Origin of the sequence: Rubrobacter calidifluminis, assembly GCF_028617075.1 — a bacterium.
Classification (GTDB): Bacteria; Actinomycetota; Rubrobacteria; order Rubrobacterales; family Rubrobacteraceae; genus Rubrobacter_E; species Rubrobacter_E calidifluminis.
Window position 1 is genome coordinate 179,517 of the sequence record NZ_JAQKGV010000002.1, and the last position, 12,030, is coordinate 191,546.

Sequence of the window (12,030 nt, forward strand, 5' to 3'; positions counted from 1 at the left end):
AGGGGCGGGAAAAAAGAAGCTGGGAGCGCCGGCAGGATACCGGCGCTCCTTTTGTTGCTAGTGCCGTTCTCCCTCCATCCTCTGCGCGAAGGCGTGGACGAACTCCACCTGCGAGGGGGTCTGCAGAGCACCGGGCCTCGCCAGCCTTACGGCTTCTATGGCCTCCTCCGGGGTGTGGCGTCCCAGCGCGGCGAGGACACACGCTGCGACCGTCCCGCTCCTCCCGAGCCCGGCGCGGCAGTGTAAGACCGTGTTGTTGCCTTCGCCGAGGTTTCGGATGATCTTCTGCACCAGATCTCCGAAACGTTCCGCCTCTGCTTCGCGTGGCACGTCCACGTCCCGGATCGGGAAGCGCTCTATCTTCACCCCTTGGAGCAGGGAGCTTCTCGACAGCTCGGGGACCCCGAAGGCGTGGTACTCGTGATCCTGCATGAGCGAGACGAGCAGTCGCGTGTCGTAGACCTCCTTCAGCCTGAGGAGATCCGCCCGCAGGTTGCGGTCCCAGCTCCGGCCGTCGAGCTCGGGATCCTTGAGCCCGGGGCACATGCACAGTCCGAGGTGGCCGGGAAGGGGAAGATCTTCCCGGCGGAGGAAGTCCACGTGCAGTGGATGCGAACTGGAGGTGTAGGGTTTCCCGCTCTCGTTCTGCTTCCTCTCCATCGGGGTTATGCTACACCGAGAGCCGTGGATGGTCCGGGTGCCCCCGACTGGTAGCTCTCTCCACCGTAGCCGCCTGAACTCTCACCCTTGTTCTCTACCGGGTGTCCGTTCGGAGAGAATGCGTACCACTCTCCGCCGAAGCTCTCATCCCTTCTCCCCTGACGTCTCCGGTCTTGCCGTCCGGTGCGTAATAGGGGGTGCCCGTCGCAGGTGGCTTGCAACAGGCCACCTTTCCTTGGGCTCGTGACGAGCCTGTTCCGTGGCTCGTGAGGGGCGGGCAGGTTTCGGCGCAGGCGCCCGAGCAGGCAGATCCGCCGTTCCTGTCCGCGGTGAACAGATAGAGCGTATGCCCGTTCGGGCCAGCAAGGATCCTGCCCGGCTTCGGGTTCGTGCCGACTCGGACGATGGCATTCCGCTGACCGCCGCCGTTGCCTGATGAGGATGGGGTGCTGCCACCGGATGAGGCCTGGGAGGCGGAGCCTCCGCAGCCGGTAAGCAGCAGGGTCACCGGGGATCAGTGCCGCGACAAACCACGTCCTTACAGGTTTCTTTCTGGATATCGCAGATCAGCCTTTCTCCTGGCTCGGTGTGGTTCATGGCGCGCGGTTATACGGTGGGGTGTCGGATCGGTTCAGCTGGGAGGGCGGGAGGATTGAATCGCTGCTTCCCCGGGGATAACTGCCAACGTGGAGGGCAGGAACATCTCGGAAAGGAGCGACGTGCCGGACGAGAGAGGTGAGCGGAGTCCCAGGCAGGAGACCTTCGGGCCCGGGAGGGGACCGCAGGCTCTCGCCCAGCTTCAGGCGACCGGAGCCGAGGTTCTGGGCCCCGACGGTATCAAGATCGGCAGGCTCAAGAAGGTCTACGGGAGCAACTTTTCCGTGGACCGGGGGCTGCTCAGGCGCGAGATATACGTGCCGGTGAGACACGTAAAGGAGATAGACGCCCAGGAGAACATAGTGCTCGACGTCACGGCCGAACAGGCCGGTGAGATGGGTTGGGAGAAAGGTGGGGGACGTCCGAACCCTCCGACCAGCTCTTCGGAAAGTGACAGGGTCGAGAAAGGGACCTGGGAGATCAGACGCGAACAGAGCTGAAAGCCTGCCCCTGGAAGAGGGATTAATTTTCCCGACTTTTCCCCCATCGGGTGACCCCGGGCGCGCTCTGGGGTATACTCCCAATGGTAAGTTGCAGGATACGAGGTCGCGCTGACCCGAGCGTCACCCCGATCGAGGAGACATTCCCGGTCGCCGCGGTCTCGTAAGAAGAGAAAGGTGGGCTTAAGGTAGTATGGCCCAGGGTACCGTAAAGTGGTTCAGCGCCGAGAAAGGCTACGGCTTCATCAAGCCCGACGACGGTGGTGAGGATGTCTTCGTGCATCACACCGGCATCGCGGGCTCCGGATTCAAGAGCCTGGAAGAAGGCGAGCAGGTAAGCTTCGAGACCGAGCAGGGACGCAAGGGCCTGCAGGCGAAGAACGTAACCCGGATCTGAAGCACTAAAAGCAGCGGAGGCTCGTACTCCGCGCACGCCGAAGAGAGGGACCCCAGACGGGGTCCCTCTCTTTCGTTTCTGAGAGGGTGAAAGGGACGTAGAATCCGTCCCGTGAAGGACGCGTCGCACAGGGATTTTCTCTCCGAAGCCTCGCTCCTCGCGGCGGTATTCTTCCTCGGGACCAACCCGGTTGCGGTCAAGTACGCGATCCTCGAGATCCCTCCCCTCGTCTTCGTCGCGCTGCGCTTCACGCTGGCGGGGCTTCTGCTGTGGACCTTCCGGAAGGCTGTAGGGGCCAGGGAGCCGCTCGGCGCGCGCGAGCTTCTCCGGATGGCCGGGGTGGGGGCTTTCGGTGTCGGGCTTAACAACGTGCTCTTCACGCTCGGGGTGAGCATGACGAGTGCCTCGGAGACGGCTTTGATCTACGCCACGCCCCCTCTCTGGGGGATGCTGCTCGGGTTTCTGCTCGGGCAGGAGCGCCCGACGAAAAGGGGTGTGACGGGTGTGGCTATCGCCATGGTGGGGGTGACGGTGGTCGTCTCGGGTGGGATGGGCTCCGCGGCCCCGTCCTTCGCGGGGGACCTGCTGGTAATGTGTGGAGCCGTGTGCTGGGGGGCCTACACTGTGCTCGGGATGCGGTTGTTGAGGCGCCACCCACCTCTCACCGTTGCCGCGTACACGACCCTCTCTGGCGGGCTCGCCACCCTGCCGCTCGGGGCCTTGTCGTTCTTCAGGAGTTCCGGGGGGCATCCCGGCGGGCTCGTCTGGGCTGCCGTGGCATACTCCACCTTTCTCGTCGCCGCCTACGGGTTCTTCGCCTGGCAGAGAGGGATCTTTCGCCTGGGGGCTAACCGGGTTCTCGTCTACCAGTATCTCATCACGCTCGTAGGCGTCATCTCCGGCATCCTCGCCCTCGGGGAACGCCTCGGCCCAGCGCAGATTATCGGGGGAGCCGTGATCCTCGCCGGTGTGTTCGCCGCGAGGAAACAGTAGCCGCCGGACGTGTGGCTGCCTCCGGAGAGGCTAGAATGCGCCTGGTAGGAACGGAAACTGGAGGTTTGCCTTAATGAGCGAGCGCAGGAAAGGGGGGCGGGGGCCTGATCCCGGCGACTTCCTCGACCTCGACACGCTCCTCTCCGAGGAGGAGAAGCGCGTGCGCGAGAGGGTGCGGGAGTTCGTGGATCGCAGGATTCGACCCAACATAAACGAGTGGTACGAGCGGGCCGTCTTCCCGCGCGAGCTCGCGCCGGAGCTCGGTGAGCTCGGGGTGCTCGGGATGCACCTGAAAGGATACGGCTGCCCGGGAAGGAGCGCCGTCGAGTACGGGCTCGCGTGCATGGAGCTCGAGGCCGGGGACTCGGGGCTGAGGACCTTCGTCAGCGTGCAGGGATCGCTCGCGATGAGCGCGATCCACAGGTTCGGGAGCGAGGAGCAGAAGAACGGGTGGCTGCCCCGCATGGCCAGGGGCGAGGCCATAGGCTGCTTCGGGCTCACCGAACCCGGCGCCGGGAGCGACCCGGCGAGCATGCAGACGCGGGCGCGCAAGGAAGGGTCCCATTGGATCCTGAACGGAACGAAGCGCTGGATCGGGCTCGGTTCGATCGCCGATGTAGCCGTGGTCTGGGCGAAGACCGACGACGGCATCAGGGGGTTTCTCGTCCCCACCGACACCCCCGGATTCTCCGCGACGAACATCGAGCCCAAGCTCTCGATGCGCGCCTCGGTGCAGTGCGAGCTGCATCTGGAGGAGGTGCGGCTTCCGGAGGATGCGATGCTACCGGGCGTCAAAGGGCTGCGCGGGCCCTTCTCCTGCCTCAACGAGGCCCGTTACGGGATCATCTGGGGTGCGATGGGGGCGGCGCGCGACTGCTACGAGTCGGCGCTCGCCTACGCGAAGGAGAGGGAGCAGTTCGGGAAGCCCATAGCCTCCTTCCAGCTCGTGCAGAAGAAGCTCGTGGACATGATGATCGAGATCCAGAAAGGCACGCTGCTCGCGCTGCACATCGGGCGGATGAAGGACTCGGGGACCCTGAAGCACCAGCAGATCTCCTTCGGCAAGCTGAACAACGTGCGCGCGGCGATAGAGATAGCGCGCGAGGCCCGCACCGTCTTCGGCGGGAACGGCGTGACCCTCGACCACCCTCCCCTGAGGCACGCCAGCAACCTGGAGAGCGTGCGCACCTACGAGGGGACCGACGAGGTGCACACCCTCATCCTCGGGGAGACGATAACCGGAATAGAGGCGTTCAGATAGGGGGTTTGTCTTGGCTTACGAGACCATCCTGACCGAGAACCGCGACGGCGTCGGCGTCGTCACGATAAACCGGCCCGAGGTCAGAAACGCGATGAACGCGCAGGTCACCCGGGAGCTGCGCGACGCGCTCGAGCGCTTCCGGGAGGATGACGGGATCGGGGCCGTCGTCTTCACCGGGGCCGGGGAGAGGGCCTTCGTCGCCGGGGCGGACATCGGCGACCTGAGGGAGAGGACGATGCTCGACGGGATCGCGGCCCCGATGCAGCGGCTCTACGACGAGGTGGAGGAGTTCGAGAAGCCGACCGTCGCGGCGGTCAACGGATACGCCCTGGGTGGGGGGTGCGAGCTCGCGATGGCCTGCGACATCCGGCTCGCCTCGGAGAACGCCCGCTTCGGGCTGCCGGAGACGGGGCTTTCGATCATCCCGGGGGCCGGCGGCACCCAGCGTCTGGCACGCCTGGTCGGGAAGGGAAGGGCGGTCGAGATGATCCTGACCGGACGCATCATCGACGCGGTCGAGGCTCGCGACATCGGGCTCGTCTCGCGGGTCGTGCGCCCGCAGGAGCTGATGGACGCCGCGCTCGAGACCTGCCGCACGATCCTCTCCAAGGGCCCGCTCGCTGTGCGGCTCGCCAAGCTCGCCGTCAAGCACGGCTTCGAGACCGACCAGGGCACCGGGATGCTCATCGAGCGCCTCGCGCAGGCGATCCTGCTCTCCACCGAGGACAAGCTCGAGGGGATGAGCGCCTTTCTGGAGAAGCGCGAGCCGAACTTCAAGGGGAGGTAACCCGGTGGCAGAGCCGAACATAGAGAACGTCCGCAGGATACTCGTCGTCGGTTCCGGGGCTATGGGATCCCAGATCGGGATGGTCTGCGCCCTGGCCGGCTACGAGGTCACCCTGCAGGATATCGAGGAGGAGATGCTCGGGCGGGCGCGGGAAGAGCTCGAGCGGCGCATGGGCCGCAACGTCGAGAAGGGCCGGATGGGCCGCGAAGAGGTCGAGGCGGCCTTCGGCCGGATGACCTTCACCACCGACCTGGAGGGCCCGGCCTCGGAGGCGGACTTCGTCATAGAGGCCGTCGTCGAGCGGCTCGACGTGAAGCGCGAGGTCTTCCGGCGCCTCGACCGGGCGGCGCCCGGGCATGCCGTCCTCGCGACCAACTCCTCGACGATCGTCTCCTCGCGCATCGCCGATGCGACCGGCCGCCCCGAGCTGGTCTGCAACATGCACTTCTTCAACCCGGCGCTGGTGATGCGCTGCGTCGAGGTGGTCAGAAACCCGAAGACCTCCGACGCCACGGTAAAGACCACGGCGGAGCTGGCCCGCCGGGTGGGCAAGGAACCCGTCGTCATAAACAAGGAGGTTCCCGGCTTCGTCGCCAACCGCATCCTGCACGCGATCCGCTCCGAGGCGCTCTGGCTCTATGAGAACGGGGTCGCCTCCTTCGAGGACATAGACGCCGCCTGCCGCACCGCGCTCGGGCACCCGATGGGCCCCTTCGAGCTGATGGACCTCACCGGGATAGACGTCGCCTACCACGCGGCCAACTCCCGCTACGAGGAGAGCGGCGACCCGAAAGACAGACCCGCGAAGAGCATCGTCGAGAAGTACGAGCGGGGCGAGCTCGGCCGCAAGAGCGGCAGGGGATGGTACACCTACGATGAGGAGGGGCGCAGAGTCGAATAGGAGGGACCCCTTATGTCGCTCAACCTGACGGTAATGCTGGACGAGAGCGCGAAGGTGAGGCCGCAGAAGCCCGCACTCGTCCTCGGGGAGGAGAAGGTCACCTACGCCGCTTTGCGCGAGGCGTCGATGCGCTTCGCCGCCGCGCTGTCCTCGCTCGGGATCGAGCCCGGGGACAGGGTCGCGATCATGGTGCCAAACGTCCCCCAGTTCGCCATCGCCTACTACGGCATCCTGCGAGCCGGGGCGGTGGTCGTCCCGCTGAACGTGCTCCTGCAGGGCCCAGAGGTCGCCTACCACCTGGGGGATTCCGGGGCGAAGGTGCTCGTCGCTTGGGATGGGTTCCTGGAGGCGGCCGGAAGGGGATACGAGGAGGCCTCCGGCTGCGGGCACCTGATCGTGGCGGGGGAGAAGGAGGAGGTGCCCGAGGGGGCGCTCGGCTTCAGGGAGCTTCTGGAACAGAACCCGCCGGAGTTCGAGACCGTGCAGACGATGCCCGACGACACGGCGGTCATCATCTACACCAGCGGGACCACCGGTCGGCCGAAAGGGGCCGAGCTCTCCCACTTCAACCTCTTCTACAACGCGGTGTGCAACGCGGACAAGCTCGTTCAGACCAGCGAGGAGGACGCCGGGATCGCCGCACTCCCGCTCTTTCACATCTTCGGGCAGACCGCGGTCCTCAACACCTTCGTCTACAGCGGGAACACGATCACGATGATCCCGCGCTTCGAGCCCGAGGCGGTGCTCGGTGCGATAGAGCGCGACCGCATCACCATCTTCACCGGGGTGCCCACGATGTACCAGTACCTGCTGCACCACCCGGCTGCGGACGCACACGACACCTCCTCGCTCAGGCTCGGGATCTCCGGCGGGGCCTCGATGCCGGTCGAGGTGTTGAGGAGGTTCGAGGAGAAGTTCGGGATCACGATACTCGAGGGCTACGGCCTCTCCGAGACGAGCCCGGTCGTCTGCTTCAACCGCTCCGCCGAAGAGCGCAAGGTCGGCTCCATAGGGCTTCCGATCTGGGGGATCGAGGCGAAGGTCGTAGACGAGGACGACCGCGAGGTGCCCCGCGGCGAGACCGGGGAGCTCGTGGTGCGCGGGCACGCCATCATGAAGGGCTACTACGGGAGGCCAAAGGAGACCGCGGAGGCGATGCGCGGCGGCTGGTTCCACACCGGCGATCTGGCCAGGATGGACGAGGACGGCTACATCTTCATCGTCGACCGCAAGAAGGACATGATCGTGCGCGGTGGTTACAACGTCTACCCGCGCGAGGTCGAGGAGGCGATCTACGAGCACCCGGCGGTCGCCGAGGTCGCCGTGGTCGGCGTCCCGCACGAGGAGCTCGGCGAGGAGGTCGTCGCCGTGGTCGTCCCGAAGGAGGGGGCGAGGGTGGAAGAGGAGGAGATCATAGCCTTCGCCCGCGAGCGGGTTGCCAGATACAAGTACCCCCGCCACGTCGTCTTCGTCGACGAGCTGCCCAAGAACGCAACCGGGAAGATACTCAAGCGCGAGCTCGACCCGGAGAGGCTCGGCCCCGAGGTTAGACGCAGCCGGTGATCGGGTAGGAAAGACAGAAGCCCGGCCCGGAGAGCCGGTCGAAGCCCCCTCCGGCAGATAGCCTTCACAACAACGCTCCGGGCCGGGTCCCTCCTTCGGTGGCGGCCTGCCTGGTTCCGGTGGGATGCCATCCTCTTTTCAAGATAGAATCTGGTTCGGAGCGATCGGCTCCACGCCGTCCGGCGACGCGAGGAGAAAGGGGATCGCAGGCAGATGGAACGCAGCCGGCTTATAAGGACGATGGAGTCCATCCTGGGGCCGGAGGGGGTGATCCACGAGCGCGAGCAGCTACGCACCTACGAATGCGACGGGTTGATGAACTACCGGGTCATCCCGGATCTGGTCGTCCTGCCCGAGAGCGCCGAGCAGGTGCAGAAGGTGGTGAGGGTGTGCCACGAGGAGGGCATCCCGTTCGTCGCTCGCGGGTCGGGGACCGGGCTCTCGGGCGGGGCGCTGCCGGTGGAGAAAGGCATCCTGATCGTGCTCTCCAGGATGCGACGGATACTCGAGGTCGATCTGGAGAACGAACGCGTCGTCGTCGAGCCCGGGGTGATAAACCTCTGGGTGACGCAGGCCGTCTCGGATGAGGGATACTTCTACGCGCCGGACCCCTCGAGCCAGCTCGTCTCCTCGATCGGGGGGAACTGCTCGGAGAACTCCGGCGGGGTCCACTGCCTGAAGTACGGGTTCACCACCAACCACGTAACCGGCGCGGAGGTGGTGCTGCCCGACGGGGAGATGGTCCACCTCGGGGGCGGCAAGGCCCCCGACGAGCCGGGATACGACCTGCTCGGGGCCTTCGTCGGCTCCGAGGGCACTTTAGGGATAGCGACCAAGATCACGCTGCGCGTCGTGCGCCAGCCGGAGGCGATAAGGACCCTGATCGCGGCCTTCGAGGACACCGAGAAGGCGGGAGGGGCGGTCTCGGGGATCATAGGTTCGGGCTGCGTCCCGGCGGGGATAGAGATGATGGACTCTCTGTGCCTGGAGGCGGTCGAGGCCGCCGTGCATCCCAACTACCCGGAGTGCGGGGCGCTGCTCCTGGTCGAGCTCGACGGTCCGGAGGCGGAGGTCGAGAGCCAGTTCGAGCAGGTGAAGAGGATCTGCGAGGAGAACGGCTCCTCCGAGATCCGGGTAGCCAGGGACGACGAGGAGCGGGCACTCTTCTGGAAGGGGCGCAAGGCGGCCTTCGCGGCGATGGGGCGCATCTCGAACGACTACTACGTACAGGACGGTGTGATCCCGCGCACCGAGCTTCCGGAGGTGCTGAAGAAGATCTCGGACCTCAGCTCCGAGTACGGCCTCAGGGTGGCGAACGTCTTCCACGCCGGGGACGGCAATCTGCACCCACTCGTCCTCTACGACGGGGAAGAGCAGGCCGGGAGGGCCGAGGAGCTCGCGGGAGAGATCATCCGGGTCTGCCTGGAGCACGGCGGCTCGCTCTCCGGCGAGCACGGGATCGGCGAGGACAAGAAGAAGTACATGCCGGAGATGTTCACCGCCGAGGATCTGGACGTGATGCAGCTTTTGCGCTGCGCCTTCGACCCGCACCACCTGTGCAACCCGGGCAAGGTCTTCCCGACCCCGCGGCTCTGCGGCGAGCGTCCCGGCCCCTTCAGGATGCACCCGCTGCAGGAGGCGGGTCTGGCGGAGATGTTCTGATGCAGACGCGCGATCTCTCTCTGGAGCAGCTGCAGAACGTCGTCGGCGGGGAGCACGCGCGCGAGGCCACCCGGCAGGACGCCGTGGATGGGGTGGTCCCCTCCTTCGTGGCCAGGCCTGGATCGGTCGAGGAGATCTCGGAGCTGATGCGGCTCGCGAGCGGTGCGGGGGCAGCGGTCGTGCCGCGCGGTGCGGGGACCAAGATGCACCTCGGGAACCCCCCGCACCGGGCCGAGGTCATCGTGGACATGACGAGGATGGATAGGGTGCTCGAGCACGCCGCGGCGGACCAGGTCCTGCGGGTGCAGGCGGGGGTGAAGCTCGACGAGCTGCAGGAAGAGCTCGCCGCCTCGAAACAGATGCTCGCGATAGACCCGCCGGAGCACGGCGCCACCATCGGCGGCGTCGTCGCGGCGAACGCCTCCGGGCCGCTGCGGCTGCGCTACGGGACGATCCGGGATCTCATCATCGGGATAAGGGTCGTCCTCTCCGACGGGACGGTGGCGAAGGCCGGGGGCAAGGTCGTGAAGAACGTCGCCGGCTACGACCTCTCGAAGCTCTTCACCGGTTCTCTGGGGACGCTGGGGGTGATCGCGGAGGCGAACTTCCGGCTGCACCCGATCCCCGAGGTCGCCCGCACGGTGACGGTGGCTGTGGAGGATGCCGGGGGCGCGGCGGGCGCGGCCCGGGCCGTGGCCCGCTCACAGATCGTGCCGAGCGCCGTGGAGCTCCTCTGGGACGGTGACCGCCGGGAGATCTCGGTCCTGCTCGAGAGCATCCCCGGCGGCATCGGCGCGAAGGTGGAGACGGCGAGGTTCCTGCTCAGGCCCTTCGGTGAGGTGCGCGAGGAGGAAGGGCGCGTGCTGCCCGAGATGGAGCCCGCGGAGGTCGAGCTCAAGGTGAACGCCCCGCCGGCGGAGCTCTCCGGGGTGATCGAATCGGTCACCGGGGCTGCGGAGAGGCGCGGTCTCTGGGTGAGCCTCCGGGGGCATGCGGCGAGCGGGGTTACCTTCGCCGCCGTCTCCGGCGGGGGAGAGGAGGACATCTCGGACCTCATCGCCGAGCTGCGCGAGATCCGCTCGCGCCGGGGCGGGAGCGTCGTGCTCACCCGCGCCACGGTCGGGCTCAAACGCCGGGCCGAGGTGTGGGGGTACGCGGGTGATGCGTTCGAGCTGATGCGCCGCGTCAAAGAGAAGTTCGATCCCCCGGGCACGATGAGCCCGGGACGTTTCGTGGGAGGTATCTAGCGTGACCGAGCGGCACAACGGAGGCGGCACGCCGTCCGGGAGGGCCACGGCCGGCGCCGTCGGGGCAGCGAGCCCGGAAGATCTGGGGCAGGACGTCGGCGGAGCCGGGAGCCTCTCGGCGGAGGCGACCGTCGGAACGGGACGCGGAGAGAGCGGCCGGGTGGTCTTCCCGGCCTTCGACGAGTATCACCCGCCGGATCAGGCCCTCATAGACGACTGCGTCCACTGCGGCTTCTGCCTGCCGACCTGCCCGACGTACGTGCTCTTCGGCGAGGAGATGGACTCGCCGCGCGGCAGGATATACCTGATGAACAAGGGGCTCGAGGGAGAGCCGATGAACGACGAGATGGTACGGCACTTCGACCTGTGCCTGGGGTGCATGGCGTGCGTAACCGCCTGCCCCTCCGGGGTGCAGTATGACAAGCTCATCGAGGCCACCCGCGGCCAGGTCGAGCGCCGCTACCAGCGCGCGCCGGAGGATCGGGCGTTCCGGGAGATGATCTTCAACCTCTTCCCCTACCCGGAGCGGCTGCGGCTGGTCGCGGCCCCGCTCCGGCTCTACCAGAGGGCCGGTATCAGGAACCTGGTGCGCAGGAGCGGCCTGCTGAAGCTCATGCCCGGGCGGCTGCGGGCGATGGAGGAGCTTTTGCCCGAGGTCCCTGAGCAGGAGAGGATCCCCGAGGTGACCACGCCCCTCGGCGAGAAGAGGCGTCGGGTCGGGCTCCTCACCGGGTGCGTGCAGCGGGTCTTCTTCTCGAAGGTGAACGCGGCCACGGTGCGGGTGCTCGCCGCCGAGGGCTGCGAGGTCGTCGCCCCGCCCGATCAGGGCTGCTGCGGCGCTCTCTCGACCCACGCCGGGCGTGAGGAGGAGTCGCTCGAGTTCGCCCGCCGCACGATAGACGTCTTCGAGCGCTACGACCTCGACGAGGTGATCGTCAACGCCGCCGGGTGCGGCTCGACGATGAAGGAGTACGGCTACCTGCTGCGCGACGACCCGGAGTACGCCGCCAGGGCCGAGGCTTTCAGCGCGAAGGTGAGGGACGTCTCGGAGTTCCTCGAGGAGATCGGGCCCGTCGCCGAGCGCCACCCGCTGCCGGTCACGGTCGCCTACCACGACGCCTGCCACCTCGCCCACGCGCAGGGCATCCGCAGCCAGCCCCGCCGGGCGCTCGGGAGGATACCGGGCCTCGAGGTGCGGGAGATAAGGGAGGCGGAGATCTGCTGCGGTTCGGCCGGGATCTACAACATGGTCGAGCCCGGGCCCGCCGCCGAGCTCGGCGAGCGCAAGGCGAAGAACGTGCTGCAGACCGGGGCGCAGCTTCTGGTGACGTCCAACCCGGGCTGCACGCTGCAGATCCGGGCGTCCCTGCGCCGGATGGGCCGTGACATCCCGGTCGCCCACCCGGCCGAGGTCCTGGACGCCTCCCTCCGGGGCGAACCGGTCGAGACGCTGCTGGGGTGA

Annotated in this window: 12 protein-coding genes; 10 read left to right on the plus strand and 2 right to left on the minus strand. The window is 67.1% G+C overall.

The features are described from left to right. Positions 1–57 precede the first annotated feature (57 nt). Together PJB24_RS02810 and PJB24_RS15865 are read right to left on the minus strand one after the other, a co-directional pair. The gene (locus tag PJB24_RS02810) at positions 58–660 is read right to left on the minus strand and encodes a cyclin-dependent kinase inhibitor 3 family protein (RefSeq protein WP_273842459.1); all 603 of its coding nucleotides are present in this window, start codon (positions 658–660) and stop codon (positions 58–60) included. Positions 661–754: 94 nt separating this feature from the next. After that, positions 755–1,168, minus strand: a complete 414-nt coding sequence (locus tag PJB24_RS15865) for a COG4315 family predicted lipoprotein (protein WP_420541867.1) — start codon at positions 1,166–1,168, stop codon at positions 755–757. 178 nt (positions 1,169–1,346) lie between these two features. Here PJB24_RS15865 and PJB24_RS02815 point away from each other — a divergent pair, with 178 nt between their 5' ends. From PJB24_RS02815 to PJB24_RS02860, 10 genes are all read left to right on the plus strand, one after another. Then, a complete protein-coding gene (locus PJB24_RS02815; RefSeq protein ID WP_273842460.1) occupies positions 1,347–1,757 on the plus strand; it encodes a hypothetical protein in 411 nt (136 codons plus the stop codon). Positions 1,758–1,950: 193 nt separating this feature from the next. Beyond that, positions 1,951–2,154 carry a cold-shock protein gene (locus tag PJB24_RS02820; RefSeq protein WP_273842462.1) on the plus strand — a complete coding sequence of 68 codons (204 nt, stop codon included), beginning with the start codon at positions 1,951–1,953 and terminating at the stop codon, positions 2,152–2,154. A gap of 111 nt (positions 2,155–2,265) precedes the next feature. Next, entirely contained in the window at positions 2,266–3,147 is an 882-nt protein-coding gene (locus PJB24_RS02825) for a DMT family transporter (RefSeq protein ID WP_273842464.1), read from the plus strand. Positions 3,148–3,220: 73 nt separating this feature from the next. Next, positions 3,221–4,408, plus strand: coding sequence for an acyl-CoA dehydrogenase family protein (locus PJB24_RS02830; protein WP_273842466.1), 1,188 nt, complete (start codon positions 3,221–3,223; stop codon positions 4,406–4,408). A 10-nt stretch (positions 4,409–4,418) separates the two neighbouring features. After that, positions 4,419–5,195 (plus strand): enoyl-CoA hydratase/isomerase family protein, encoded by a 777-nt coding sequence (locus PJB24_RS02835; RefSeq protein ID WP_273842468.1) that lies wholly within the window; start codon positions 4,419–4,421, stop codon positions 5,193–5,195. A gap of 4 nt (positions 5,196–5,199) precedes the next feature. Continuing rightward, positions 5,200–6,096 (plus strand): 3-hydroxyacyl-CoA dehydrogenase family protein, encoded by an 897-nt coding sequence (locus PJB24_RS02840; RefSeq protein ID WP_273842470.1) that lies wholly within the window; start codon positions 5,200–5,202, stop codon positions 6,094–6,096. A 12-nt stretch (positions 6,097–6,108) separates the two neighbouring features. Further along, positions 6,109–7,659 carry a long-chain-fatty-acid--CoA ligase gene (locus tag PJB24_RS02845; RefSeq protein WP_273842472.1) on the plus strand — a complete coding sequence of 517 codons (1,551 nt, stop codon included), beginning with the start codon at positions 6,109–6,111 and terminating at the stop codon, positions 7,657–7,659. A gap of 213 nt (positions 7,660–7,872) precedes the next feature. Next, complete coding sequence (locus tag PJB24_RS02850) at positions 7,873–9,321, plus strand: FAD-linked oxidase C-terminal domain-containing protein (protein WP_273842473.1); 1,449 nt, start codon at positions 7,873–7,875, stop codon at positions 9,319–9,321. Then, a complete protein-coding gene (locus PJB24_RS02855) occupies positions 9,321–10,568 on the plus strand; it encodes an FAD-binding oxidoreductase (RefSeq protein WP_273842474.1) in 1,248 nt (415 codons plus the stop codon). Before PJB24_RS02850 ends, PJB24_RS02855 begins: the two co-directional genes overlap by 1 nt. A 160-nt stretch (positions 10,569–10,728) precedes the next feature. Then, complete coding sequence (locus PJB24_RS02860) at positions 10,729–12,030, plus strand: (Fe-S)-binding protein (protein ID WP_420541877.1); 1,302 nt, start codon at positions 10,729–10,731, stop codon at positions 12,028–12,030.